This window comes from Variovorax sp. Varisp41 (assembly GCF_047325085.1).
Taxonomy (GTDB): domain Bacteria; phylum Pseudomonadota; class Gammaproteobacteria; order Burkholderiales; family Burkholderiaceae_C; genus Variovorax.
In genome coordinates, this window is record NZ_CP168540.1 from 6,320,532 (window position 1) to 6,345,594 (window position 25,063).

29 protein-coding genes and 3 tRNA genes are annotated in these 25,063 nt (G+C 68.2%); 22 read left to right on the top strand and 10 right to left on the bottom strand.

All coding sequences use genetic code 11. The features are described from left to right. Nucleotides 1–6: 6 nt before the first annotated feature. Entirely contained in the window at nucleotides 7–825 is an 819-nt protein-coding gene (locus ACEN9J_RS29375) for a MetQ/NlpA family ABC transporter substrate-binding protein (protein WP_413762762.1), read from the bottom strand. Between the two features lie 108 nt (nucleotides 826–933). Between ACEN9J_RS29375 and ACEN9J_RS29380 the strand changes: the two genes are divergently transcribed. Next, the gene (locus ACEN9J_RS29380; RefSeq protein ID WP_413762763.1) at nucleotides 934–1,632 is read left to right on the top strand and encodes an aspartate/glutamate racemase family protein; all 699 of its coding nucleotides are present in this window, start codon (nucleotides 934–936) and stop codon (nucleotides 1,630–1,632) included. Here ACEN9J_RS29380 and ACEN9J_RS29385 read toward each other — a convergent pair whose 3' ends face one another. Then, nucleotides 1,633–2,559 carry an alpha/beta fold hydrolase gene (locus ACEN9J_RS29385; protein WP_296731119.1) on the bottom strand — a complete coding sequence of 309 codons (927 nt, stop codon included), beginning with the start codon at nucleotides 2,557–2,559 and terminating at the stop codon, nucleotides 1,633–1,635. A gap of 126 nt (nucleotides 2,560–2,685) precedes the next feature. Here ACEN9J_RS29385 and ACEN9J_RS29390 point away from each other — a divergent pair, with 126 nt between their 5' ends. From ACEN9J_RS29390 to ACEN9J_RS29405, 4 genes are all read left to right on the top strand, one after another. Next, a complete protein-coding gene (locus tag ACEN9J_RS29390) occupies nucleotides 2,686–3,747 on the top strand; it encodes an aldo/keto reductase (RefSeq protein WP_413762764.1) in 1,062 nt (353 codons plus the stop codon). A gap of 16 nt (nucleotides 3,748–3,763) precedes the next feature. Further along, nucleotides 3,764–4,258 carry an aminoacyl-tRNA deacylase gene (locus tag ACEN9J_RS29395; protein WP_261216682.1) on the top strand — a complete coding sequence of 165 codons (495 nt, stop codon included), beginning with the start codon at nucleotides 3,764–3,766 and terminating at the stop codon, nucleotides 4,256–4,258. A gap of 103 nt (nucleotides 4,259–4,361) precedes the next feature. After that, complete coding sequence (gene plsY / locus ACEN9J_RS29400) at nucleotides 4,362–5,000, top strand: glycerol-3-phosphate 1-O-acyltransferase PlsY (RefSeq protein WP_057594898.1); 639 nt, start codon at nucleotides 4,362–4,364, stop codon at nucleotides 4,998–5,000. Between the two features lie 10 nt (nucleotides 5,001–5,010). Then, nucleotides 5,011–5,364: a RidA family protein gene (locus ACEN9J_RS29405; protein ID WP_057594897.1), complete on the top strand. Its 354-nt coding sequence runs from the start codon at nucleotides 5,011–5,013 to the stop codon at nucleotides 5,362–5,364. Between the two features lie 13 nt (nucleotides 5,365–5,377). On the opposite strand, the gene ACEN9J_RS29410 is transcribed toward ACEN9J_RS29405, so the two are convergent. Then, the gene (locus tag ACEN9J_RS29410) at nucleotides 5,378–6,028 is read right to left on the bottom strand and encodes a TIGR02281 family clan AA aspartic protease (RefSeq protein ID WP_057594895.1); all 651 of its coding nucleotides are present in this window, start codon (nucleotides 6,026–6,028) and stop codon (nucleotides 5,378–5,380) included. 10 nt (nucleotides 6,029–6,038) lie between these two features. Then, nucleotides 6,039–6,524 (bottom strand): YajQ family cyclic di-GMP-binding protein, encoded by a 486-nt coding sequence (locus tag ACEN9J_RS29415; RefSeq protein ID WP_057594893.1) that lies wholly within the window; start codon nucleotides 6,522–6,524, stop codon nucleotides 6,039–6,041. Between the two features lie 45 nt (nucleotides 6,525–6,569). On the opposite strand from ACEN9J_RS29415, the gene murB reads away from it, so the two are divergent. Together murB and ACEN9J_RS29425 are read left to right on the top strand one after the other, a co-directional pair. Beyond that, nucleotides 6,570–7,628 (top strand): UDP-N-acetylmuramate dehydrogenase, encoded by a 1,059-nt coding sequence (gene murB, locus ACEN9J_RS29420; RefSeq protein ID WP_413762765.1) that lies wholly within the window; start codon nucleotides 6,570–6,572, stop codon nucleotides 7,626–7,628. 12 nt (nucleotides 7,629–7,640) lie between these two features. Continuing rightward, on the top strand, nucleotides 7,641–8,480 hold the full coding sequence (locus ACEN9J_RS29425) for a glycine-rich domain-containing protein (protein WP_261216666.1): 840 nt from the start codon (nucleotides 7,641–7,643) through the stop codon (nucleotides 8,478–8,480). Between the two features lie 81 nt (nucleotides 8,481–8,561). On the opposite strand, the gene argG is transcribed toward ACEN9J_RS29425, so the two are convergent. From argG to ACEN9J_RS29445, 4 genes are all read right to left on the bottom strand, one after another. Then, nucleotides 8,562–9,902, bottom strand: coding sequence for an argininosuccinate synthase (gene argG / locus ACEN9J_RS29430; protein WP_057594890.1), 1,341 nt, complete (start codon nucleotides 9,900–9,902; stop codon nucleotides 8,562–8,564). A gap of 20 nt (nucleotides 9,903–9,922) precedes the next feature. Next, nucleotides 9,923–10,246, bottom strand: coding sequence for a pyrimidine/purine nucleoside phosphorylase (locus ACEN9J_RS29435; protein WP_057594888.1), 324 nt, complete (start codon nucleotides 10,244–10,246; stop codon nucleotides 9,923–9,925). 129 nt (nucleotides 10,247–10,375) lie between these two features. Next, nucleotides 10,376–11,008 (bottom strand): hypothetical protein, encoded by a 633-nt coding sequence (locus tag ACEN9J_RS29440; RefSeq protein ID WP_057594886.1) that lies wholly within the window; start codon nucleotides 11,006–11,008, stop codon nucleotides 10,376–10,378. 134 nt (nucleotides 11,009–11,142) lie between these two features. Next, nucleotides 11,143–11,514: an ArsC family reductase gene (locus ACEN9J_RS29445; protein ID WP_172705823.1), complete on the bottom strand. Its 372-nt coding sequence runs from the start codon at nucleotides 11,512–11,514 to the stop codon at nucleotides 11,143–11,145. A gap of 35 nt (nucleotides 11,515–11,549) precedes the next feature. Between ACEN9J_RS29445 and folC the strand changes: the two genes are divergently transcribed. From folC to ACEN9J_RS29490, 9 genes are all read left to right on the top strand, one after another. Then, on the top strand, nucleotides 11,550–12,848 hold the full coding sequence (gene folC, locus ACEN9J_RS29450; RefSeq protein ID WP_413764636.1) for a bifunctional tetrahydrofolate synthase/dihydrofolate synthase: 1,299 nt from the start codon (nucleotides 11,550–11,552) through the stop codon (nucleotides 12,846–12,848). Nucleotides 12,849–12,941: 93 nt separating this feature from the next. After that, complete coding sequence (locus ACEN9J_RS29455; RefSeq protein ID WP_413762766.1) at nucleotides 12,942–13,832, top strand: SPOR domain-containing protein; 891 nt, start codon at nucleotides 12,942–12,944, stop codon at nucleotides 13,830–13,832. A gap of 22 nt (nucleotides 13,833–13,854) precedes the next feature. Beyond that, on the top strand, nucleotides 13,855–14,340 hold the full coding sequence (locus ACEN9J_RS29460) for a CvpA family protein (protein ID WP_057596105.1): 486 nt from the start codon (nucleotides 13,855–13,857) through the stop codon (nucleotides 14,338–14,340). A 12-nt stretch (nucleotides 14,341–14,352) separates the two neighbouring features. Next, on the top strand, nucleotides 14,353–15,852 hold the full coding sequence (gene purF / locus ACEN9J_RS29465; RefSeq protein WP_057596104.1) for an amidophosphoribosyltransferase: 1,500 nt from the start codon (nucleotides 14,353–14,355) through the stop codon (nucleotides 15,850–15,852). A gap of 44 nt (nucleotides 15,853–15,896) precedes the next feature. Beyond that, complete coding sequence (locus ACEN9J_RS29470) at nucleotides 15,897–17,114, top strand: O-succinylhomoserine sulfhydrylase (RefSeq protein WP_082321975.1); 1,218 nt, start codon at nucleotides 15,897–15,899, stop codon at nucleotides 17,112–17,114. Between the two features lie 11 nt (nucleotides 17,115–17,125). Next, nucleotides 17,126–18,517, top strand: a complete 1,392-nt coding sequence (gene gltX, locus ACEN9J_RS29475) for a glutamate--tRNA ligase (protein ID WP_057596102.1) — start codon at nucleotides 17,126–17,128, stop codon at nucleotides 18,515–18,517. Between the two features lie 72 nt (nucleotides 18,518–18,589). After that, nucleotides 18,590–18,665, top strand: a tRNA-Ala gene (locus tag ACEN9J_RS29480). A gap of 55 nt (nucleotides 18,666–18,720) precedes the next feature. After that, nucleotides 18,721–18,796: transfer RNA gene (locus ACEN9J_RS29485), tRNA-Glu, on the top strand. 69 nt (nucleotides 18,797–18,865) lie between these two features. After that, nucleotides 18,866–18,942 (top strand) — tRNA-Asp (locus ACEN9J_RS29490). A gap of 324 nt (nucleotides 18,943–19,266) precedes the next feature. On the opposite strand, the gene ACEN9J_RS29495 is transcribed toward ACEN9J_RS29490, so the two are convergent. Beyond that, entirely contained in the window at nucleotides 19,267–20,163 is an 897-nt protein-coding gene (locus ACEN9J_RS29495) for an AraC family transcriptional regulator (protein ID WP_413762767.1), read from the bottom strand. A gap of 99 nt (nucleotides 20,164–20,262) precedes the next feature. Between ACEN9J_RS29495 and ACEN9J_RS29500 the strand changes: the two genes are divergently transcribed. Both ACEN9J_RS29500 and ACEN9J_RS29505 read left to right on the top strand, forming a co-directional pair. Next, the gene (locus ACEN9J_RS29500) at nucleotides 20,263–21,024 is read left to right on the top strand and encodes an SDR family oxidoreductase (RefSeq protein WP_413762768.1); all 762 of its coding nucleotides are present in this window, start codon (nucleotides 20,263–20,265) and stop codon (nucleotides 21,022–21,024) included. 115 nt (nucleotides 21,025–21,139) lie between these two features. Continuing rightward, entirely contained in the window at nucleotides 21,140–21,724 is a 585-nt protein-coding gene (locus ACEN9J_RS29505; RefSeq protein ID WP_413762769.1) for a YSC84-related protein, read from the top strand. Nucleotides 21,725–21,746: 22 nt separating this feature from the next. Here ACEN9J_RS29505 and ACEN9J_RS29510 read toward each other — a convergent pair whose 3' ends face one another. Next, nucleotides 21,747–22,586: a plasmid replication/partition related protein gene (locus ACEN9J_RS29510; protein WP_413762770.1), complete on the bottom strand. Its 840-nt coding sequence runs from the start codon at nucleotides 22,584–22,586 to the stop codon at nucleotides 21,747–21,749. 394 nt (nucleotides 22,587–22,980) lie between these two features. On the opposite strand from ACEN9J_RS29510, the gene ACEN9J_RS29515 reads away from it, so the two are divergent. From ACEN9J_RS29515 to ACEN9J_RS29530, 4 genes are all read left to right on the top strand, one after another. Beyond that, nucleotides 22,981–23,505, top strand: a complete 525-nt coding sequence (locus ACEN9J_RS29515) for a sigma-70 family RNA polymerase sigma factor (RefSeq protein ID WP_057596097.1) — start codon at nucleotides 22,981–22,983, stop codon at nucleotides 23,503–23,505. 117 nt (nucleotides 23,506–23,622) lie between these two features. Beyond that, nucleotides 23,623–23,877, top strand: a complete 255-nt coding sequence (locus ACEN9J_RS29520) for an isopentenyl transferase family protein (RefSeq protein ID WP_261216649.1) — start codon at nucleotides 23,623–23,625, stop codon at nucleotides 23,875–23,877. 176 nt (nucleotides 23,878–24,053) lie between these two features. Next, entirely contained in the window at nucleotides 24,054–24,308 is a 255-nt protein-coding gene (locus ACEN9J_RS29525; RefSeq protein ID WP_057596095.1) for an MbtH family protein, read from the top strand. 59 nt (nucleotides 24,309–24,367) lie between these two features. Then, a complete protein-coding gene (locus ACEN9J_RS29530) occupies nucleotides 24,368–25,057 on the top strand; it encodes a thioesterase II family protein (RefSeq protein ID WP_413764638.1) in 690 nt (229 codons plus the stop codon). Nucleotides 25,058–25,063: the final 6 nt, after the last annotated feature.

Here is a 25,063-nt window from a genome sequence, read left to right on the forward strand (position 1 = left end):
GGGCGATCATTTCGAGAAGTAGTCGGGCAGCCGGTAGCCGGCCCACACGGGATTGGCGAGGAAGACGCGCTGGAACTCGGCCGACTGGTAGGCCGCGACGATGTCCTTCGCGAACTTCGCGTTCTCGTTGCCGCGCTTGACCGCCACCACGTTGACGTAGGGCAGGGTCATGTCCTCGAGCTTGAGCGCCTCGGTGAGCTTGAGGCCCGAGGCGACGGCGAAGTTGCCCTGCACGGCCGCGAGGTCGGCGTCGGCCAGCGAGCGCGGTGCCTGGGCGGCATCGAGCGGCACCAGCTTCAGGCGCTTGGGATTGCTCGCGATGTCGCGCTCGGACACGCTCAGCGGGTTCACGCCTGCCTTGAGCTGTACCCAGCCGATGGCCGCGAGGATGTTGAGCGCGCGCGCCGCGTTCACCGGGTCGGCCGGCAGCGTGACGGTGGCGCCGTCGGGCACGCTGGCCAGCGACTTGTGGCGCTGCGAATAGAGACCCATCGGCGGCGTCGGCACGTGGACGATCGGCACCAGGTCGAAGTTCTGCTGCTGGTTGGTGGCGTTGAGGTAGAGCGTGTGCTGGAAGATGTTGGCGTCGATCTGGCCGCGCTCGACGGCGTCGTTGGGCTGCACGCCCTGGCTGAATTCGACGTACTTGACGGTGTAGCCGAGCTTGGCGAGCTGGGGCTCGATGCCCTTGGTGAAGGCGTCGCGGTACGGGCCCGGCATGAAGCCGACGCGCAGGTCGGCGGCCTGAGCCGCGACCGCGAGGCCCAGCGTGAGGGCGAGGCCGCCGGCCAGGGCCAGGCGGCGGGAAAGGGGGAAAGGGCGCATGAGAGAGAGGCTCCAGAACTGAACCGGGCACTCTAGGAGCCGCTGCCGCGCGCGCGAACGAATATTCGCAAGCTTGCATATGCGGACAGCGGTCATAGGATCGCAGGCATGACCCAACACATCGGAATCGTGGGCTGCTCCGCCGAAGGAGCGGCCCTTTGCTACAAGACCATCTGCGTGGAGGGTGCCGCGCTGCTCGGGCCCCATGCGCATCCCGAGGTGTCGATGCACACGCCCTCGCTCGCGGACTACGTGCACTGCCTCGATGCGGGCGACGTGGCCGGCGTGGGCGAGCTGATGCTCGCTTCGGCGCGCAAGCTGCAGGCCGCGGGTGCCGACTTCCTGATCTGCCCCGACAACACGATCCACCTGGCCTTCGAGTACGTGGCGCCGCGTTCGCCGTTGCCCTGGCTGCACATCGCCGAGGTGGCGGCCGACGAGGCCGTGCGGCGCGGCTTCCGGCGCATCGGCATCACGGGCACGCGCTGGCTGGTCGACAGCGAGGTCTATCCGTCCAGGTTCGCGGCGCGCGGCCTCGAGTACCGCCGGCCGAACGCACGGGAGCGCGACGAGACCGGGCGCGTGATCATGGACGAGCTGGTCAACGGCATCTTCAGCCCCGAGGGCGTGGCGAGCTTCCAGCGCGTGATCGAGCGCATGAAGGTAGAGGAGGGCTGCGACGCGGTGGTGCTGGGTTGCACCGAGATCCCGCTGATCATCGGCGATGCGAACTCGGCGCTGCCGACGCTCGATTCGACGCGGCTGCTGGCGCGCGCGGCGTTGCGGCGCGCCGTGCAGCAGGCCTGACTAGGTAAGGAAATCCTCGATCAGCTTCGCCACCCGCTGCGGCTGGTCGTGGTGCAGCATGTGGCCGGCATCGGCCAGCTGCTCGATGCGCACCGAGGGCACCGAGGCCAGCCGCTGGTGGAATTCCTCGAGCGTGTAGCGGTTCTTCCACCAGCCCTGGAGGCTATCGTCGGCCGCTTCGATCATCAGCGTGGGCGCGGCAATGCGCGCATAGAGCGCGCGCACCTCGTCGACGCGGAAGATGTTGGCGTTGACGACCTTGTGCGCGGCCTCGCCGAGGATCTGCCAGCGCGCGCTGCCGTCGGGCTGCGCGCGGCTGGCCGACCAGTGGCTCGCGAGCCAGTCGGCCTTGTCCTGCGACAGCCGCGGGTTGGTCTTCATGAGCCGGCGCGCCACGCCGTCGACGGCCGAGTAGCCGGCGAGCTCGAGTTCGCCGCGGTGCAGCCGCTTGAGTTCGTCGATCCATTGGCCGTAGCGCGCGGGCGCTTCCTCGGGCTGGCGCGCGGGCATGCCGAAGCCCTCGAGGTTGACCAGCCGGCGGATGCGCTCGGGCCGCACGCCCGCGTAGTGCATGACGACGTTGCCGCCCATGCTGTGGCCCACGAGGTCGACCGGGCGCGCCGATTCGCCTTCGCCCGCGTAGTGGTCGAGCAGCCATTCGAGGTCGGCCAGGTAGTCGGGCAGCCAGTAGTTGTCGACCCCGCCGCCGTCGGTGAGGCCGAAGCCGCGCCAGTCGGGCGCGACGATGAAGCGTTCCTCGGCCAGCGCGTCGACCACGAACTGCCAGGAGGCGGCCACGTCCATCCAGCCGTGCACCAGCACCAGCGGCGGCCGCTCGGCCGAGGGCTGGCCCCAGAGGCGCACGTGGTAGCGGAGGTTGCGCACGGGCACGAATTCGCTGCGCGAGGGACGGAGGGCGTGGTACATGGCTCCGATGATAAGGAGCCGGGTCGATGCGCACAGTCCGCCAGACGACAGCGGCGTGACGGCCGCGCCGCTCGGGTTTGGCGCCGCCGCCAGCGCGCCGCGAAGCCCGGCGGTACATTTCCGCGCATGCAAAAAATCAGACTCGGTCGGAGCGACCTTCACGTCACGCCCATCTGCCTCGGCACCATGACCTTCGGCGAGCAGGTCGACGAGCCCACGGCCCATGCCATCCTGGCGCGCTCGCTCGAGCGCGGCGTCGACTTCATCGACACGGCCGAGATGTACTCGGTGCCCACGCGCCAGGAGACCTACGGCGCGACCGAGACCATCATCGGCAACTGGTTCGCGGCCAACCCCGGCGCGCGCCGGAAGCTGACGCTGGCGAGCAAGGTCGCGGGCCCGCTGCGCAACACGCCCTGGGTGCGCGAAGGCGTGGGCATGACGGGCGCGGACATCGTGGCCTCGTGCGACGCGAGCCTCAAGCGCCTGCAGACCGACGTGATCGACCTCTACCAGATCCACTGGCCCGAGCGCCACGTGCCGGCCTTCGGCAACATCTACTACGACCCGGCCAAGGAGGTCTCGCAGACCCCGATCCGCGAACAGCTCGAGGCGCTGGCCGGGCTGGTGAAGGCGGGGAAGATCCGCGCCATCGGCCTGTCGAACGAGACGCCCTACGGCGTGCACGAGTTCGTGCGCCTGGCCGAGGAGCACGGGCTGCCGCGCGTGGCGACGGTGCAGAACGTCTACAACCTCGCGAGCCGCGGCGCCGAGAACGGCCTGGACGAAACCATGCACCGGCTCGGCGTGTCGCTGCTGGCCTATTCGCCGCTGGCCTACGGCCTGCTGACCGGCAAGTACGACCAGAGCGGCATCACCGGCCCGGACGCACCGCAGGAAGCACGCATCACGCGCTACGAATCGGTGCGCAAGCTGCGCTGGGGCCGGCCCGACGCGCTCAAGGCCGCGCGCCGCTACAACCAGCTCGCGCGCGACAACGGCCTGACGCCGGTGAAGCTCGCGCTGGCCTTCTGCTACACCAAGTGGCAGGTGGCGAGCACCATCATCGGCGTGCGCACGGTCGAGCAGCTCGACGAGGACATCGATGCCTGGGGCACGACGCTGTCGCCCGAACTGCTGGCGCAGATCGACGCGATCCGCTGGGAGATCCGCGACCCGGCCGCCTGAGCCGGCCTCGCCCGCCATGGCCAGGAAGAACGCCCACGTCTCCGAGACGCCCGCCACCCAGCTCTTGCGCGCCCACAAGGTCGCGTTCACCGAGCACCCCTACGAATACATGGAGCACGGCGGCGCCCAGCGCGGCGCCGAGATGCTGGGGCTCGACCCGTTCATGGTGATCAAGACGCTGGTGATGCAGGACCAGGACGCCAGGCCGCTGGTGGTGCTGATGCACGGCAACCGCACGGTGTCGACCAAGAACCTCGCGCGCCAGATCGGCGCCAAGTCGGTCGAGCCCTGCAAGCCCGAGGTGGCGCAGCGCCACAGCGGCTACATGGTGGGCGGCACCTCGCCCTTCGGCACCAGGCGCGAAATGCCGGTGTACGTGGAGGCGACGGTGCTCGCGCTGCCGCGCATCGTGCTCAACGGCGGGCGGCGCGGTTACTTGATCGGCATCGACCCGCAGGTGTGCGTGCAGCTGCTGGGTGCGACCCCGGTGGAGTGCGCGCTGGCAGAATAGCCGGCTCCTGCGATTCGATCGTCGGCGCTGCGCGTCCCGCCCGGGGCGCATCGGCGCGGCGATGCGTCCCCCGAAGAACAACACCGATCCGCGGAGACCCGCCTTGACCTTTCACCTGCCTACCCTGATCGCCATCGTGGCGTCGTACCTGCTCGGCTCGCTGTCCTTCGCCGTCATCGTGAGCAGGGCGCTCGGCATGGCCGACCCGCGCAGCTACGGCAGCAAGAACCCCGGCGCGACCAACGTGCTGCGCTCGGGCAACAAGGGCGCGGCGCTGGCCACGCTGCTGCTGGACGCGGTCAAGGGCTGGGTGCCGGTGTTCGTGATCCGTCACTGGGGCGCCCAATGGGGCCTGGACGACGGCGTGGCCGCGGTGGCTGGCGTGGCCGCCTTCCTCGGCCACCTGTACCCGGTGTTCTTCGGCTTCCAGGGCGGCAAGGGCGTGGCGACGGCGGCCGGCGTGCTGGTGGGCATCGCGCCCTGGCTCGGGCTCGCGACCGGCGCCACCTGGCTGATCATCGCGGTGTTCTTCCGCTACTCCTCGCTCTCCTCGCTGGTCGCCGCCTTCTTCGCGCCGGCCTACTACCTGATCGGCGGCGGCATCGCGTGGCCGCTGAGCCGCACGGCGCTGGTCGCCATCATCGTCATGAGCCTGCTGCTGATCTGGCGGCATCGCGAGAACATCCGCCGGCTCGCCGCCGGCACCGAGTCCAAACTGGGCTCCAAAAAGAAAAAGGACTGAAGGAATCACCATGGGCACCATCACCCGCTTCCACGTCGGACCGCGTCTTTCCGAGACCGCGGTGCACAACGGCACCATCTACCTCGCGGGCCAGGTGCCCGACGACACCACGCAGGACATCCGCGGCCAGACCCAGCAGGTGCTGGCCATGGTCGACCGCCTGCTGGCCGAGGCCGGCAGCGACAAGTCGCGCATCCTCATGACCCAGATCTTCCTGGCCGACATCGCGGACATCACGGCGATGAACGAGGTCTGGGACGCCTGGATCCCGGCCGGCAACACGCCGCCGCGCGCGACGGTGCAGGCCAAGATGGCCAACACCGGCTACAAGATCGAGATCGTGGTGACGGCCGCGCAGGCCTGATTCGCGCTTCGCTTCAGTAGCGCTTCTCGAGCACCATCTGGTCGGCGTCGCGCCGCATCGAGAAGCGGTTGATGAAGCTGTTGCCCAGCAGCACGAAGGGCATGGACTGCGGCGAGACGATGGCCTCGAGGTCGTAGACCTCGACGTCGCCCACGCGCACCGAGCGCAGCCGCAGCAGGTAGCCGGGTGCCACGCCGTTGGCGGTGTTGACCTGCACCGGCCGGCCCTTGCTGTAGTCGAGGCCGATGCGCTGCGCGTCGGCCACCGACATGGCGACCGTGGTCGCGCCGGTGTCGAGCATGAAGGTGACCGGGCGATCGTTGATCAGGCCCTGGGTCATGAAATGGCCGCGGCTGTCGGCCGGCAGCACGATGCGGTTGCCGCTGCCGCCCGAGGGGCCGCCACCGCCGATGCTCACGGGCGTGTCCATGCGCAGCGTGACGCGCTTGCCCTCGGACTCGACCACCGCCTGCTCGGACTGCAGCGAAACCAGCTTCACGCCCTGGAAGCTCTCGCCCACCGCCACCGTCTTGGGCGCGCTGCCGTTGACGATCAGGATCGCGCGGCTGCCGATGGTGCCGGTCAGCATGACCGAGTCGGCCGCCTGGGCCGACGGCGCCGCCACCGCGGCCAGGACGAACGCGGCGACGGCGAATGCCTTCATGGGCCGGGGCTCAGTCGCGGAAGTTGTTGAAGGACAGTGGGGTATCGGGCACGTCCTTCTTGATCAGCGCCATGGCGGCCTGCAGGTCGTCGCGCTTGGCACCGGTGACGCGCACCGCGTCGCCCTGGATCGCGGCCTGCACCTTGAGCTTGCTGTCCTTGATCAGGCGCTGGATCTTCTTGGCGATGTCGCCCTCGATGCCGTTCTTGATCTTGATGACCTGCTTGACCTTGTCGCCGCCGATCTTCTGCACGTCGCCCTTGTCGAGGAAACGCACGTCGACGCTGCGCTTGGTGAGCTTGCTGCGCAGGATGTCCTCGACCTGCACGAGCTGGAACTCGGCATCGCCGGTCATGGTGATTTCCTTGTCCTTGAGCTCGACCGCGGCCGCGGTGCCCTTGAAGTCGAAACGGGTGGCGATTTCCTTGGCGGTGTTCTCGACGGCGTTCTTGACCTCGGGCAGATTGGGTTCGCAGACGGTGTCGAAAGACGGCATGGGCTCTCCTCAGGTGTCACGGTAGCTGGATGCGACAATTCTCCCATGATCGTGGAGCACAACGTCCCGCTGCAGCCGTACAACAGCTTCGGCATCGTCGCGCGCGCGCAGCACCTGGTGCGCATCGCGAGCGAGGCCGACCTGGCCGCGCTGCATGCCGACACCGAATGGCGCGACGCGCCGCGTTTCGTGCTGGGCGGCGGCAGCAATATCGTGTTGACCGGCGACGTGAAGCCGCTGGTCCTGAAGGTGGAGATCCGGGGCCGCCGGCTGGTCGAGGAGACCCCGCGCGCCTGGATCGTGGAGGCCGGCGCCGGCGAGGTCTGGCACGACACCGTGCAGTGGACGCTGGCGCAGGGCTACCCGGGGCTCGAGAACCTCGCGATGATCCCGGGCACGGTGGGCGGCTCGCCGGTGCAGAACATCGGCGCCTACGGCGTCGAGCTGCAGGACCGCTTCGATTCGCTCGATGCCTTCGACCTGGAAACCGGCCGCAGCTTCACGCTCGACGCGGCCCAGTGCGCCTTCGGCTATCGCGACTCGGTGTTCAAGCACGTGCGCGGCGCCGGCGGCGCCAACGACTTCGGCCTGGCGGGCCGCGCGCTCATCACGCGCGTGCGCTTCCGGCTGCCCAAGCCCTGGAAGGCGGTGGCGGGCTACCTCGACCTGGAACGCAGGATGGAGGAGACCGGCAACTTCACGCCCGATGCGAACGACATCTTCGACTGGATCTGCGCCATCCGCCGCGCCAAGCTGCCCGATTGGCGGGTGCTGGGCAACGCGGGCAGCTTCTTCAAGAACCCGACCGTCACGCCCGAGCAGTGCGCCGACATCATCGCGCGCGAGCCGAAGATCGTGCATTACCCGATGGACGACGGCAGCATCAAGCTCGCGGCCGGCTGGCTGATCGACGCCTGCGGCTGGAAGGGCAAGTCGGTGGGCAATGCCGGCGTCTACGAGAAGCAGGCGCTGGTGCTGGTCAACCGCGGCGGCAGCGAGAACCCGGTGACCGGCGGCGAGGTGATGACGCTGGCCAAGGCGATCCAGACCAGCGTGTACGAGCGCTTCGGCATCCGGCTCGAGCCCGAGCCGGTGGTGGTCTGAACACCCGGGGACATGGACCTCGACTTCCTGCCCCTGAACTACCGCCGGCGCATCTTCGCGCTGGTGTGGCTGCGGCGGCTGGTGATCCTGGCGGCAATTGCCGCGCTGGCGTTCTCGAGCGGGCGCTGGTGGAGCATGGTGCTCGGGCTGATTGGCGCGGGCCTGCTGGTGGTGGTGATGGGCTGGTTCGAAACCAGCCTGCGCCGCCAGTTCGTTCGCGAGGCGCGGCTGCCGCCCTTCCTGGTCCACAAGCTGATCGCGGCCCATCCGCAGCTGAGCCGGCGCGATGCCGAGCTGGTGCTGCGCGGCCTGCGGCAGTTCTTCATGGCGCACCTGCGCAGCGGGCGCAAGTTCGTCGGCATGCCCTCGAAGGTGGCCGACACCGCCTGGCACGAGTTCATCCTCCATACCCAGGGCTACCAGCACTGGTGCCAGGCGGCCTTCGGCGGCCTCTTGCACCACACGCCGGCCGAGGTGCTGGGGCGCGATCCCAAGCGCAACGACGGCCTGCGCCGCAGCTGGTACTGGGCCTGCAAGGAGGAGAGCATCGATCCGCGCAAGCCGGCGCGGCTGCCCTTGCTGTTCGCGCTCGACGCCAAGTTCGGCATCGAGGGCGGCTTCAACTACGTGCCCGACTGCCGCGACATCGACCGGCAGGCCGGCTCCGATGCCCACTGCGGCACGAGCTTCGGCGAAGGCGGTTCCTCGAGCGGCGGCTGCGGCGGTGACGCGGGCGGCTTCGGCGGCAGCGAATCGAGCGGCGGCGATGGCGGCGGTGGTGATTCTTCCGGCGGCGGTGCGGATGGCGGCGGCTGCGGTGGTGGCTGCGGTGGCGGAGGCGGTGGGGACTGAGCGCCTCGCGCCGGTCGCACCCCAAAAAAAAGCAGGCGCGAGGCCTGCTTTTTTCATTCGAAGCCGGATGGGCGGATGGGCTTACTTGCCGCTGTCGTCGTTCGCGAGCTTCGGCAGCGCCGCGCCCTGGCTCGAGGCCAGCAGGCCGGTCTTGGTGTAGATGCCGAGCTTCTCGCGCGTGTCGACGATGTCGAGGTTGCGCATGGTCAGCTGGCCGATGCGGTCCAGCGGCGTGAACGCGCCCTCGACCTTCTCCATGCTCAGGCGTTCGGGCTTGTAGGTGAGGTTCGGCGACTCGGTGTTGAGGATCGAGTAGTCGTTGCCGCGGCGCAGCTCGACCGTGACCTCGCCGGTGATCGCGCGCGCCACCCAGCGCTGGGCGGTTTCGCGCAGCATGATGGCCTGCGGGTCGAACCAGCGGCCCTGGTAGAGCAGGCGGCCCAGGCGGCGGCCGTGGTCGCGGTACTGCTCGATGGTGTCCTCGTTGTGGATGCCGGTCACCAGGCGCTCGTAGGCGATGAACAGCAGCGCGAGGCCGGGGGCCTCGTAGATGCCGCGGCTCTTGGCCTCGATGATGCGGTTCTCGATCTGGTCGCTCATGCCCAGGCCGTGGCGTCCGCCGATGCGGTTGGCTTCGAGGATCAGCTCGACCAGGTTGGGGTAGCTCACGCCGTTGAGTGCGACCGGCACGCCTTCCTCGAAGCGCACCGAGACGGTTTCGCGCTTGACTTCGACCTCGTCCTTCCAGAAGGCCACGCCCATGATCGGCTGCACGATCTGGATGCCGCTGTTGAGGTGCTCGAGGTCCTTGGCTTCATGCGTGGCGCCGAGCATGTTGGAGTCGGTCGAGTAGGCCTTCTCGGCCGACATCTTGTAGGCGAAGCCGGCCTGCTGCATGAAGGCCGACATTTCGGCGCGGCCGCCGAGCTCGTCGATGAAGACCTGGTCGAGCCAGGGCTTGTAGATCTTCAGGCCCGGGTTGGTCAGCAGGCCGTAGCGGTAGAAGCGCTCGATGTCGTTGCCCTTGTAGGTGCTGCCGTCGCCCCAGATGTGGACGTCGTCTTCCTTCATGGCCGACACCAGCATCGTGCCGGTGACCGCGCGGCCCAGCGGCGTGGTGTTGAAGTAGGTGACGCCGGCCGTCGTGACGTGGAAGGCGCCGGCCTGCAGCGCGGCCAGGCCTTCGTTGGCGAGCTGCGCGCGGCAGTCGATCAGGCGTGCGTTCTCGGCGCCGTAGAGCATCGCCTTGCGCGGGATCTCGTCGTAGTCGGGCTCGTCGGGCTGGCCGAGGTTGGCGGTGTAGGCGTAGGGGATCGCGCCCTTGTTGCGCATCCAGTGCAGCGCCGCGCTGGTATCGAGGCCGCCCGAGAAGGCGATGCCGACCTTCTGGCCGGCGGGGACGTTTTGGAGGATGGTCGACATGCTGGGTGGCTCCGTGCGGTTCAGCCGAAGTGGCAGATGTAGCTGTAGGGCTCGCCGCTCACGCGGATCTGGAAGCTGGAGTTGCCCGGAACGTCGAACTTCTGGCCGGGGCCGGAGGCGATCCACTCGGTGCTGCCCGCGAGCTGGTATTCGCAGCTGCCGGCGGTGCCTTCCATGATCTCGGGGGCGCCGGTGTTGAAGGTCAGGGTGGACGGCAGGATCACGCCGACCGATTTCTTCGTGCCGTCGGCCAGCGTGAGGCTGTGGCTCACGCACTTGCCGTCGAAGTAGACATTGGCCTTGGTGGCCACAGCGGCGCTGTTCAGGGTGTCGGTAATCGTCATGGAATGGCGCCGGCGCCGGGGGCGTTCGGCTGGTCGAGGACGGCACCGCGCGGGCGGCGCACCCCTCAGGGGTTGGAGAAGTCCTCGATTTTAGGGGCTTGGCCGACGGCGCCTGGCCGGCCGGCCGGCTCAGTGGTGCCAGCCGTGGTAGCCGCCACCGCGCCAGCCGCCGTAGCCGCCGCGGTAACCGCCGTAGCCCCGGTAGCCGCCGCCCCAGCCGCGCGAGTAGCCGAGGTTCAGCGAGATGCCGACCGGCGGGTAGACGTAGGGCTGCGGATAGGCATAGGCCGGCTGCACGTAGACCGGCGCCGGATAGACCGCGGCCGGGTAGGCGGGCTGGGCATAGACCGGGGCCGGCTGCGTGCCCGATACCACCACGCCCGGCTCAGGCACGACGTCGTCCCAGGGCGAGCCCGTGCTGTATTGCTGGCCCTGCTGCTGGGCATAGCCGCGGTTGTCGCTTTCGACCGGGTAGGGCGTGAGCCGGTTCTGCGGCGTCACCGGCGCGGTGGTCACGCCATAGGCGTTGGCCTCGACGGGGATGGTGGCGCCCGGCTGGTAGTCGGTGCGCGTGGTGTAGCGGCGGCCGTTGTACTCGTAGGTGACGTTGTAGCTGGTGCCGGCGCCGTCGCGCACCGGCGTGGCCGAGAGCACGCGCGCCTGCACGGTCTGGCCCGACTGGGCGTGGACCAGGCCCGCGCTGGCGGCGAGGACGCCGGCCAGCGAGAGGCCGAGGACGGTACGGATGGTCTGGGTATTCATGTTGGAGACTCCTGCGGATCGGACGCGGTGCGCTGCGAGGGTTGCCCGGCCGCGCCCGGTCCGGGTTCGACGCCGGCCCGCCAGGCGGGTTCCGGCATTTACACGGCGTTCACAGCACGGTTTTTCACAGGCGCTTACAGCGACTTGGCCCATTGTTCGGCGTCGAAACCCGCCGTGATGTCGGCCTGGCGCGCTTTTTGGCGCCAGTCCACCACCGGCCGCTTGATCAGGCTGGGATTGGCGAGCAGCACGGCGCGCGCCGAGGCGGCGTCGACCACCGATTCGCGCGTGGCGTCGTCGAGCTTGCGCCAGGTGGTGCCGCGGCGGTTGACCAGCGTCTCCCAGCCCAGCGCGGCCAGCCAGCGGTCGAGTTCGGCCTCGGGCACGCCCTGTTTCTTGAAATCGTGGAAGGCGTAGGCGATGTCGTGGTCGGCTAGCCAGGCGCGGGCGCGCTTGACGGTGTCGCAGTTCGGAATGCCGTACAGAGTGGTCGAAGGGGTTGTCATGGCGCCGATGATGCGCGAGCGGCGGGTGGGCGACAATCCCGGCCTCCATGGAAACCCTGAACGACTGGCTCGAGCGCGCCGAGCGCCTGCATCCCAAGAACATCGAGCTCGGACTCGAGCGCGCGCGCGAGATGGCCCAGCGCATGGCGCTGCGCTTCGGCTGCCCCGTGATCACGGTGGCCGGCACCAACGGCAAGGGCTCGACCTGCGCCATGCTGGAGTCGATCCTGATGCACGCCGGCTATCGCACGGCGGTCTTCACCTCGCCCCACCTGGTGCACTTCGAGGAGCGGCTGCGCCTGTCGGGCCAATCGGTCGATGCTTCCAAATTGGTAGCAAACTTCGAAGCCGTGGAAAAGGCCCGGGGTGACCTGCCGCTGACCTATTTCGAGTTCACGACGCTCGGCATCCTGCGCTGCATGATCGAGGAGAAGCCCGACGTGGCGATCCTCGAGGTGGGCCTGGGCGGGCGGCTCGACGCCGTCAACATCATCGATGCCGACTGCTCGGTGATCACCAGCATCGACCTCGACCACATGGAATTCCTCGGCCCCGACCGCGAGAGCATCGGCTTCGAGAAAGCGGGCATCCTGCGCGCCGGCAAGCCGGCCATCGTGAGCGACCCGATGCCGCCGCAGAGCGTGGTCGACCATGCCGAGGCCATCGGCGCCGACCTCTGGCGCTTCGGGCGCGACTTCAACGTCTCGGGCGACAAGCAGCAGTGGGGCTGGAGCGGCCGCGGCCGGCGCTACAGCGGGCTGGCCTATCCGGCGCTGCGCGGCGCCAACCAGCTGGTCAACGCGGCCGGCGTGCTGGCGGCGCTCGAATCACTGCGCCAGCAGCTGCCGGTGACGGCACAGGCGATCCGCAGCGGCCTCGCGATGGTCGAGCTGCCGGGGCGCTTCCAGATCGTGCCGGGCCAGCCGGTGCTGGTGTTCGACGTGGCGCACAACGCGCACGCCGTGGCCGCGCTGACCGAGAACCTCGACGCGATGGGCTTCTACCCGACCACCCATGCCGTGTTCGGCGTGATGGCGGACAAGGACCTGGCGCCGATCCTCGCGCGCATCGGGCCGCTGATCGATCGCTGGTACTTCACCGACCTGCCGACCGCGCGCGCCGCCAAGGCGGCCGACCTGCTGGCCGCATGGCAGGCGCAGAACACGCGCAAGGACGCCGCCGGCGAGGTCTTCGCCGGCCCCATGCAGGCGCTCCAGGCGGCCATCGAGCGCGCGGACCCCGCTGATAGAATCGTGGTCTTCGGATCGTTCTTCACCGTGGGCGGCGTGCTCGAGCATGGCACCCCCCGGCTGCAAGCCAAACACCTGTCCTAAACCTTGTCGCCCGGCGGCCGATTCGCAGGTCGATCTCGCCGGATTCCGCAGCTTCCCGCATCACTCGCAGCACTCCTTCAGGGACCGAACTTCATGGCGTTTTTCAAGTTCCGCGCGCGCGGCCCACAAGGCAACGAAGGACGCAGCGCACCGGCTGCGGTGCCGGCGGAAAGTGTCGAATCCATGCGCCGTCGCGCCCGCCACCGCCTGCTGGGCGCCGCGGTGCTGGTGCTGCTGGGCGTGATCGGTTTCCCGCTGCTGTTCGACACCCAGCCGCGCCCGGTGTCGGTCGACATCCCGATCGAGATTCCCGACCGCAACAAGGTCAAGCCGCTGCCGGTGCCCCAGGCGCCCGCGCCCGCTGCCACCAGCGGCAGCGACAACGGCGACACCCGCGTGGCCGCCGCGACGCCGTCGCGTCCCCCGGCCGCGTCGAGCGGCGGCATCATCACCGAGACCGCCGACGGCACCGAGATCGATGCCTCGGGCAAGCCGGTAATTGCCGCGCGGGCGCCCGCCCCCGCGCCCGCCAAGCCGGCCGAACCCAAGCCCGAGCCGAAACCGGAGCCCAAGCCCGAACCCAAACCCGAGGCCAAGCCGAAGCCCGAACCCAAGCCCGAGGCCAAGCCGGAACCGAAGCCCGCGCCCAAGCCCGCCGCGGTCGACGACGGCGCCCGTGCCCGCGCGCTGCTCGAAGGCAGGCCCGTCGCCGCCGCGCCCGCCACGCCCAAGCCCGCCGCCGCGTCGGACGACAACGGCCGCTTCGTGGTGCAGGTCGGTGCCTTCGCCGATGCCGACAAGGCCCGCGAGGTGCGGCAGAAGCTCGAGAAGGCCGGCCTCAAGACCTATGTGAACGTGGCGAAGACGGCCGACGGCGAACGCACGCGCGTGCGGGTCGGTCCCTTCGGCTCGCGCGCCGAGGCCGACAAGGCCGCCGAGCGGGTGAAGGCCTTGTCTTTGTCGGCCGCGATCCTCACCTTGTAATTCGCCACCGCCCGTAGCCGCCGTGGCCTTGCTCGACTGGATCGCCGTCGCGCTCATCGTGGTGTCGATGCTGTTCGGCCTCGTGCGCGGGCTGGTGTTCGAAGTGATTTCGCTGGTCGGCTGGGTAGTGGCTTTCGTGGTGGCGCAGTGGTTCGCGTCCGATGTGGCGGCCTGGTTGCCGGCCGGCGATCCGCAGGCGTCCTGGCGCTATCCGCTGGCCTTCGTGCTGCTGTTCGTGGCGGTCGCGTTCGGCGTGGGCCTGGTGGCCTCGCTGACGCGCAAGCTGATCGCCGCCGTGGGATTGCGTCCGGTCGACCGGATCCTGGGCGGTGCCTTCGGCGCGGCCCGGGGCGCGGTAGCGCTGCTGGTGCTGGCAGTGGTTGTTCATTTGCTGGCGTTGAGCGACAGTGCCTGGTGGCACGAATCGCGCAGCGCCGTTGTTCTCGACGCGGCATTGCAGAGCCTGAAGCCTGCATTGCCCGAAAAATTGGCAAGCTACCTGCCCTGAGAGGATCGCTTCATGTGTGGAATCGTCGGCGTTGTCAGCAACGCACCCGTCAACCAGCTGCTCTATGACGCGCTGCTGCTGCTGCAGCACCGCGGCCAGGATGCGGCCGGCATCGTCACGCTGCAGGAACGCAAGTTCTTCATGCACAAGGCCAAGGGCATGGTGCGCGACGTGTTCCGCACCCGCAACATGCGCGCGCTGCCCGGCAGCGTCGGCCTGGGCCAGGTGCGCTATCCGACCGCGGGCAACGCCTACAGCGAGGAAGAGGCGCAGCCCTTCTACGTCAACGCGCCCTTCGGCATCGTGCTGGTGCACAACGGCAACCTGACCAACGCCCACGCACTGCGCGCCGAGCTGTTCTCGACCGACCACCGCCACACCAACACCGAGAGCGATTCCGAGGTGCTGCTCAACGTGCTCGCCAACGAGCTCGAGCAGGCATCGCACGGCGTGCCGCTGAATCCGGCCGAGGTGTTCGCCGCGGTGCGCAGCATGCACAAGCGCCTGCGCGGCTCGTACGCCGTGGTGTCGCTGATCGCGGGCCACGGCCTGCTGGCCTTCCGCGATCCCTACGGCATCCGCCCGCTGTGCATCGGCCGCAGTGCCGACGGCACCGTGATGGTGGCCAGCGAATCGGTGGCGCTCGAGGGCTCGGGCCACACCTTCGAGCGCAACGTGCTGCCGGGCGAGGCGGTGTTCGTCGACATGCAGGGCCAGCTCCATTCGATGCAGTGCGCCGAGGCGCCCACGCTCAATCCCTGCATCTTCGAGTTCGTGTACCTGGCGCGTCCCGACTCGGTGCTCGACGGCATCTCGGTCTACCAGGCGCGCCTGAACCTCGGCGAGACGCTGGCCAAGCGCGTGGTCTCGACCGTGCCGCCGAACCAGATCGACGTGATCATCCCGATCCCCGAATCGAGCCGCCCGAGCGCCACGCAGCTCGCGCACCTGCTGGGCATTCCGTACCGCGAGGGCTTCGTCAAGAACCGCTACGTGGGCCGTACCTTCATCATGCCGGGGCAGGGCGTGCGCAAGAAGTCGGTGCGCCAGAAGCTCAACGTGATCGCGAGCGAGTTCAAGGGCCGCAACGTGCTGCTGGTCGACGACTCGATCGTGCGCGGCACCACCAGCCGCGAGATCGTGCAGATGGCGCGCGATGCCGGCGCGCGCAAGGTCTACCTCGCGAGCGCCGCGCCGCCGGTGCGCTATCCCAACGTCTATGGCATCGACATGCCGACCAAGGACGAGCTGGTGGCGCACGACCGCACCGTGGAAGAGATCCGCGAGCTGATCGGCTGCGACGCGCTGATCTACCAGGACGTCGATGCGATGAAGCGCGCCATCGGCTCGCTCAACGGCAAGCTCGACGGCTTCGATGCCTCGTGCTTCGACGGCGTCTACGTCACCGGCGACATCGACACCGAAGCCATCTCGCGCATGAACGGCAACCGCCCGCGCATCGAGGAGACCGAAGAGGATTCCTCGCGCCTCGCGCTGCCCAACCTGAGCTGATCTTCTTCCGACATTCCTCGTTGGCCTCGCGCCCGAAAGTTTCCGTGACCGATCGACCCCTGCCTCCCGGCCTGCACCGCGATACGCTGGCCCTGCGCACCGCGCTCGAACGCAGCGTGCATGGCGAGCACTCCGAAGCGCTCTACCTCACCAGCGGCTTCGTGCAGCCCGACGCCGAGACCTCGGCCCGCCGCTTCGCCGGCACCGAGGAAGGCTTCACCTACGCGCGCACCTCGAACCCCACCGTCAGCAGCTTCGAGCGCCGGCTCGCCGCGATGGAAGGCACCGAGGCCGCGATCGCCGCGTCCAGCGGCATGGGCGCGATCCTCATGATGTGCATGGGCCTGCTCAAGGCCGGCGACCACGTCGTGTGCTCGCGCTCGATGTTCGGCTCGACCATCAACCTGATCGGGCGCGAGTTCGGCAAGTTCGGCGTCGAGACCACCTTCGTCTCGCAGACCGACGTGGCCGAGTGGCGCGCCGCGGTGCGTCCCACCACCCGGCTGCTGTTCGCCGAGACGCCGACCAATCCGCTGACCGAGGTCTGCGACATCCGTGCGCTGGCCGACGTGGCGCACGAGGCGGGCGCGCTGCTCGCGGTCGACAACTGCTTCTGCTCGCCCGCGCTGCAGCGGCCCGCCGAGCTCGGCGCCGACCTGATCATCCATTCGGGCACCAAGCATCTCGATGGCCAGGGCCGCGTGATGGCGGGCGCGATCTGCGGTCCCTCGAAGCTGATCGTCGACGTGTTCGGCCCGGTGGTTCGCACCGCGGGCATGGTGCTGTCGCCGTTCAATGCCTGGGTCGTGCTCAAGGGGCTCGAGACGCTCAACGTGCGCATGCAGGCGCACTGCGCGAACGCGCTGGCCGTCGCGCAATGGCTCGAGGCCCAGCCGGGCATCGAGCGCGTGTACTACCCGGGGCTCGCCTCGCATCCGCAGCATGAGCTGGCGATGCGCCAGCAGGCGGGGCAGGGCGGGGCGGTCGTGTCCTTCATCGTGAAGGGCGGCGATCCCGAGACCGCGCGCGCCAACGCCTTCCACGTCATCAACAGCACCGAGGTCGTGAGCATCGCCACCAACCTCGGCGACGTGAAGACCATCATCTCGCACCCGGCCACCACCTCGCACGGTCGCCTGTCCGAAGCGCAGCGCCAGGCGGCCGGCATCGGCCAGGGCCTGATCCGCCTCGCGGTCGGCCTCGAGCACGTCGACGACATCAAGGCCGACCTGTCGCGCGGCCTTTCCACCCTGAATTTCTGAATCCCGCCTCCATGACCGGCAAAGTCCGCACCCGCATCGCTCCGTCTCCCACCGGCTTCCTGCACCTGGGCACCGCGCGCACCGCGCTCTATTCGTGGGCCTATGCGCGCCACCATGGCGGCGAGTTCGTGCTGCGCATCGAGGACACCGACGTCGCGCGCTCCACGCAGGATTCGACCGACCAGATCCTCGCGTCGATGCACTGGCTCGGCCTCGACTACGACGAGGGCCCGATCTACCAGATGCAGCGTCTCGAGCGCTACCAGGCCGTGATCGCGCAGATGCTCGAAGCCGGCACGGCCTACCACTGCTACGCCACGCCCGCCGAACTCGACGAGATGCGCGAGGCGCAGAAGGCGCGCGGCGAGAAGACCCTGTACGACCGCCGCTGGCGGCCCGAGCCCGGCAAGGTGCTGCCGCCCATTCCCGAAGGCGTGCCGCCGGTGGTGCGCTTCTGCAATCCGCCCGAAGGCGACGTGACCTGGAACGACCTCGTCAAGGGCGAGATCACCATCAACAACCGCGAGATCGACGACCTCATCATCCTGCGGCCCGACGGTGTGCCCACCTACAACTTCGCCGTGGTGGTCGACGACTGGGACATGAACATCACGCACGTGTTCCGCGGCGACGAGCACATCAACAACACGCCGTGGCAGATCAACATCTTCCACGCGCTCGGCGCACCGCTGCCGCAGTTCGGCCACGTGCCCGTGATCCTCGGCGACGACGGCCAGAAGCTCTCGAAGCGCCGCGGCGCCGTGAGCGTGACCGCTTACGAAGACAACGGCTACCTGCCCGAGGCGATGCTCAACTACCTCGCGCGTCTCGGCTGGAGCCACGGCGACGACGAGCTGTTCACGCGCGAGCAGATGGTCAGCTGGTTCGACGGCTCGCACCTGTCGAAGAGCCCGGCGCAATGGGACGCGGCCAAGCTCGCATGGGTCAACGCGCAGTACATCAAGGCCAAGAGCGACGACGCGCTCGCGCCGCTGGTGGCCGCGCAACTGAAGAAGCGCGGCATCGAGGCCGACGATCGGCTCGTCGCCATCTGCGCGCTGTTCAAGGACCGCTGCGAGACCACCGTCGCACTGGCCGACTGGGCCGCGGCCTTCTATGCAGACGTCCACGCGAGCGAAGCGGATCGTGCGCAACACATCACCGATGCGGTGAAGCCTGCGGTGGCCACACTTGCGGATAAACTCTCCACCCTTCCGACGTGGGACAAGGCGACGATCGCCGCGGCCATCAAGGAAACCTTGGCTGCGCATTCGCTCAAGATGCCTGCTCTGGCGATGCCGGTGCGTGTTCTCGTGATGGGGACGCCACAGACGCCATCGCTCGATGCGGTCCTCGCGATTTTTTCTAAAGAAAAAATCATCGAGCGTTTGAAAGTGGCCTAAAAATCGGTCTATAATTTGAGGCTCGACACCGACACAAGGTGATTCTGAAAAGAAGCACCGGAATGTCAAAGAGGGGGTATAGCTCAGCTGGGAGAGCGCTTGCATGGCATGCAAGAGGTCATCGGTTCGATCCCGTTTACCTCCACCATCAAAAGTGTCGAGAAGAGAAGAAGTGCTGATCGCAGCACGGTTCCTAAGGTTTTGACCCTATCGTCTAGAGGCCTAGGACACCACCCTTTCACGGTGGCTACCGGGGTTCGAATCCCCGTAGGGTCGCCAGTTTCATGCAAGTGAAGCAGGCACGAGTCGTCAACACTCGGCTCCGCAAGGAGTGAACGTTGTCTACCAGGAGTGGTAGTTCAGTTGGTTAGAATACCGGCCTGTCACGCCGGGGGTCGCGGGTTCGAGTCCCGTCCACTCCGCCACACAAAGCAACGGGCTACGCGAGCGATCGCGTAGCCCGTTTGTCTTTTCGGGTTTCGATTCCTTGTTGGGCCGGTCATCGTGCGCGAACGGTGGCCCAAAACGAACAAAGCCCGCACGAGGCGGGCTTTGGAAATATGGTCGTGAACTCTTACGCGGTCCACGCTACGGCAAAGATTCCTTTGCGGAAGTCATTGTTGTTTTTCTCGTCGTAGTGACTTCGACGCGCTGGTGTGAGATTCAGCTTGCCTGGCCAGGCAACGCTCAGGTGGTCCGAGCGAAGGCGCATTGTAGCAGGCACGCGCATGCGGCCCCGCGCGAGGAGATTACGCACGCCGTGCGTAGCGCCCAGGTGGCAGTCCCACATGCCGGCTGAAGGCCGTGCTGAAGGTGCTCGCCGAACCGTAGCCCACGCGTTGGGCAACCTCGGCGATCGAGAGATCGTGATGCTCGAGCAGGTTTTTCGCGAGCGCCATGCGCCAGGCCAGCAGATATTCCATCGGTGGCAGTCCGACGGCGCGCGTGAAGCGATCGAAGAAGGCCGAGCGCGACAGCGCGGCCTGCTGCGCGAGTTGCGCCATGGTCCATGGTCGCGCGGGATCCGCGTGCAGTTGGCGCAGCGCCAATGCGAGCCTCGCGTCGGCCAGTCCGCGCAGCAGGCCGGGTGGCGCATCCTCGCCGGAAGACGAACGCAGCGCTTCCACCAGCAGCACCTCGACGAGGCGCGTGAGCACGAGCTCGCGCCCGGAGCGCTCCTCGCTCGACTCCTCGCCGACCAGACGCACCAGCACCGACAGCCGGTCGACGCCGCGCACGTGCACCAGCGTCGGCAGCAGCGAGACCAGCAAGGCCGCATCGGGCGAATCGAATACGAAATAGCCGCCGAGCAGGCGCACGTCCGGTGGGCCATCGCGCGTGCCGTGGCGAATCTCGCCTTCGGGTGCGGGCGCGAGCTTCGGATCGATGTGAACGGGTGCGGCCGGCTCGAAGCTCGACAGCGTGAAGCCCGGCGTCGCCGGCATGAGTACGAAGTCGCCCGCTTCGAGGGCGATGGCTTCCTCGCCCTCGACCGCGAGGCGGCAACTTCCGCTGATCACCGCGCAGAAGCTGGGCTGGCCGAAATCGGAATAGCGGACGGCCCAGCGACCAGCGCCGCTGATGCCCTTCGAGAACACGGCGCGCGGATTGAGCAGCGCGATGACCTCTGAGAGCGGATCGTTCATGGCTGGACGTTCGCAAAAGAATCGTGGACTTTTCATTGTAGATGGTCCGGTTTTCTCTGGATATCGTTCGCTTCCATCTCAACCACTCAGCAAACACCCATGAAAACCGTCCTCATCACCGGCTGCTCGTCCGGCTACGGCCTCGAGACCGCGCGCCATTTCCTGTCGCAGGGCTGGCGCGTGATCGCCACCATGCGCACGCCGCGCGAAGACCTGCTGCCGCGCGACGAGCGGCTGCGCATCGTGGCCCTCGACGTCACGAATCCGCACAGCATCGCCGCCGCGCTCGAGGCGAGCGGACCCATCGACGTGCTCGTCAACAACGCGGGCATCGGACTGCTCGGTGCCTTCGAGGCGACGCCGATGAGCACCATGCGCGAAGTCTTCGAGACCAACACCTTCGGCGTGATGGCGATGACGCAGGCGGTGTTGCCGCAGTTCCGCGCGCGCCGCGCCGGCGTGGTGGTGAACGTGACTTCGAGCGCCACGCTGGCACCGATGCCGCTGGTCGCGGTCTACACGGCCAGCAAGACGGCCATCGAAGGCTTCACGGGCTCGCTGGCGCACGAACTCGCGGCCTTCGGCGTGCGCGTGAAGCTGGTGCAGCCAGGCTATGCGCCGAGCACGAACTTCACGAGCAACGGCCAGTCGCGCATGGAGGGCTTGATCCCGCCGGCCTATGGGGCCTATGCGCAGCAGGTCTTCGCGTCCTTCGCGGGCATCTCGGAAGTGACCACGGCATCCGACGTGGCCGAGACCGTGTGGCGCGCCGCGAACGACGAGACGGGGCAACTGCGCTTCCCCGCGGGCGCCGACGCGGTGGCGCTGGCCCGCTCGAACGTGCCTTCTGCATCGGCTTGAGTTGGCGTAGGCGGTCTTCCACAACGCGCCATGGAGCGATATGCGCGCCGTAGCATGGCCAGGCCCGCATCGTCGCGGGCACGGTTTGCGTCATGTTTCAGCAAAGGAGTTCGCCATGCCCATCTCTTCGCTTCGTACGGTGGCCGTCGCCTGTGCAGTGGCCGCGAGCAGCATTGCCTTCGTCGGTTGCACGACCACGCGTCCCGAGAACCAGGCCAGCAGCGCGTCCTCGCGCGCATCGATCGACGCACAGGTCGATGCCTCGCTGTCCAAGCTCTACGACTCGGTGCGCGGTTCGCGCGAACTCGTCGCCAAATCGAGCGGCGTGCTGGTGTTCCCGGCCGTGGTCGGCGCGAGCATGGGCGTGGGCGCCGAATACGGCCGCGGCGCCTTGCGCGTGAACGGCCGCACGCAGTCCTACTACAGCACCACCTCGGGCTCGATCGGCTTCCAGGCGGGCGCGCAGTCGAAGGCCGTGATCTACCTGTTCACCACGCAGGCCGCGCTCGACAAGTTCCGCAGCAGCAAGGGATGGACGGCCGGTGCCGATGCCACGGTGGCCGTCGCGACGATCGGTGCCAACGGCAGCATCGACACCAACACGGTCCGCCAGCCCGTGGTGGGCTTCGTGCTGACGAACTTGGGGCTCGAGGCCGGTGTCTCGGTGCAGGGCGCGAAGGTGACGGAGATCGCGCTCTGACGCGGTGCCCGCGGCCGCGCGCTCAGGCGGCCGCCAGTTGCAGCTGCAGCGTGGCGATCTGCTCGCGCAGTGCCTTGTTCTCGGATTCGAGCGCCGCCACGCGCTGCTTCAGCGCCTGAACCTGCTCGGAATCGGCCACATCGAACGGCGGCGATTCGGTGTCGGACGAGGTTTCGGCATCGTCCTCGCGCGGCTTGCGCTTCGCTTCGCGCGCTCGCTTGGCCGCGAGCTTCAGTTCGTCCTTGCCCGCGTTCGCGGCGGCCACCTGCTCCTCGGCGGGCAGGCTCGCGACGGCAGCAGCCGCGTTGATCGAGATGGTGCCGGACTTCACCGCGGCCACCACCTCGGGCGCGGCCTGCTTCTGGATCTTCTCGATCATCTGCACCTGGGTGCTGCTGATGCGCGCGGCCTTGGCGATGGCTTCGCGGCTGTTGAGCGGTGGAGGCGGCGGCACGCTCGCATCGTCGGCGCTCGCGGCCGAGCTCGCGGGCGCTTCGGCGTCGGTGGTCGAAGACGACACGTTCGCCGAGCGCGCGCGGCGCTCCGTCACGATGTCCTTCTTGCGCAGCGCGAGCACGCCGCGCACGAAGTCCGAGATGCTGCGCCGGCCCAGGTGCTGGTCGATCATCCACAGGTGCACGTCCTCGATCGACTGGAAGCGCGTGTTCTGCACGGTCTGGAACGGCAGGCCATGCTTCTGGCAGATCGCATAGCGGTTGTGGCCATCGACGAGAACGTCGCCCCACAGCACCAGCGCATCGCGGCAGCCTTCGGTCAGGATGCTGCGTTCGAGGGCTTCGTGCTCCTCGGGCGTGAGGGGATCGATATAGGCTTTGAGTTCTTCGTTGACGACGATGTTCATGGAGGCGCGATCGGGCTGAGGGGCGGAATTCTAGAGGGCCGCCGGTGCTGCAATGCCGTGAAGCAGGGCGCTGGATTGTCGACGTGCCGCAATGGCCGGCATGCAATGCCTGACGCATGCCTGTCAAACAATCTGGGCTATCATCGCCCGCCACCGCGCAAGCCAATGCGGGCCTGATGTTCCTTTCGCGGAACATCGTTCCGGTCCCGCTGCAACGTCAGTCCCCCCAAGTTTTTTCGTCCTGATTTCTCGCCCGAACGCGAGCTCAGAGGTGCCCGGAAACATGGTTATAGATAGGAATGATTCTTATTCTGTTTTGGATTACCAAAGTAGTAATCCAGAGCCTCCAGGATTCGCGTCGTCCACTTCGTCCCGCTCTCAAGAGGTGTTGCACATGCCATCGCATTTGTCCGAGCCCTCGCTCGGAGAAGTCTTCATCGCCCATCGAGCACAGCTGTGGCGCGTTGCCCGCAAGATCGTCAACACCCCGGACCTCGCGGACGACGTCGTGCAGGACGCCTATCTGAAGATCGTCGACGGCGCGTCCGTGCGGCTGGCCGAGAAACCCATCGGCTACTGCTGCCAGGTGGTGCGCAACATGGCGCTCGACTACTGCCGGCGCCACCGCGTCGAGGCGAACTACCGCACCTTCGACGTGGACGTGGAAGTGCTCGAGATCCCGAACGTCGAGACGCCCGATCGGCGCATGCGCGAGCGCCAGGTCCTGCATGCGATCGATCGCGCGCTGGCCGGGCTGCCGCCGCGCACGCGGCTGGTCTTCGAGCTCTATCGCCTCGAGGGGCTCACGCAGCGCGAGATCGCGGCGCGGCTCGATTGCGCGTTGGGCCTCGTCAACGGGTTGATCGCCGATGCCGCGGCCGCGATCAAGGGCTGTGCCCACCTGCTCGACGCCGACTGAGGGCCGAAGACCGTCCATGCATCGAGGCATGGGCATGGTTTGGTATGGTTCGTGCCTGCTGCGCTGGCAGCAAGGGGCCACCGGCACCGGCAAGAACAAAGCGAACCACCTTCTGGCATGACTCAAGACAAGGACGATCCCGTCTGGAATGCCGCGTGGACGTGGGTGCAGCGGGAATACGACCGCGACACCTTCGACGACGCGGCGCGGGACGAAATGACGACCTGGCTGGCGGCCGACCCGGCCCACCGCCGCGCCTACGACAAGGCGGCCCGCCTCTGGCTGCTCGCGGGCATGGTGCCACCCGTCAACGACATCGGCGGCGACGACATCCCGCACGACGACGCCGGCCACGCGCCCGGCAAGCACTGACGCATCGACGCGCGGCGAACGCCTCGCCCGCGCGTCCGCATCCGGGGCCCGTCGACCCCGTGCAAATGAACAGATGACCCGCTGAAGCGTCCTGTTGAGCAGGAGCGCCCTTCCACGCGACGCCCGCACGGGCGGTCGCCGGCGCTTCCCATGTTCAACCGCACAAGGATGCCTCGATGTCTACCAGCTGTTTCGACCGCGAAGACGAAACCTTCATCGTCCTGGTCAACCACGAAGACCAATATTCCATCTGGCCGCACTGGAAGGCCGTGCCCAGCGGCTGGACCGCCGTCGACGGCGTCAAGGGCGACAAGAAGACGGTGCTGGCCTATGTCGAGCAGACCTGGACCGACATGCGCCCCCGCTCGCTGCGCGAATGGATGGCCGCGCAGGAAGGTCGGTCCGCGGCCACCGAAGGCGCGATCGGTTGAGCGTGGGCACGCCGGAGCTCGCGCTGCTGTGCCTGCCTTGTGCCGGCGCGAGCGCCACCATGTACCTGCGCTGGCGCCGCCTCGTGCCGCAATGGCTGCGGATCGTGCCCGTCGAACTGCCGGGCCGTGGCGCGCGCATGGGCGAGGATTTCGTCGAGGACTTCGATGCGCTCGTGGCGCGGCTGTGCACCGAGCAGGCCGCGGCGCTGCAGGGGCGCTTCGCGCTCTTCGGCCACAGCATGGGCGCGTTGCTGGCCTGGGGCATCGCGCGGCGCCTGCATGACGAGCGGCGTGCCTTGCCTCGGGCGCTGCTGGTGTCCGGCAGCGCGGCGCCTTCGTGCCGCGATCCCGATCGTTTCGCGGACAGGAACGACGACCGGGCGCTGATCGCCGACCTGCGCAGGCAGGGCGGCACGCCCGAGGAGGTCTTCGCGAGCGAGGAGCTGATGCGCATCACCCTCGACGTGCTCGCCGCCGACTACCGCATCTGCGAAAGCTTCGGCCAGCGCGAACGGCCGCCGCTGCCGTTGCCGATCCATGTCTTCGCGGGCCGCGACGACGACATCGACGCGGCGCGTGTCGAGGCCTGGTCGTGCGAGGCGACGCATGCGGTCACGCTCGACTGGTTCGATGGCGGCCACTTCTTCCTGCGGCATGGCGAAGGCGCGTTCCTCGAGGCCTTGTCGCGACGGCTCGCTCCGGGAGCGGTCGTGCCGGGCGGCCGCCACGCGGCCCCTTCGCTGGTCTGACGATGG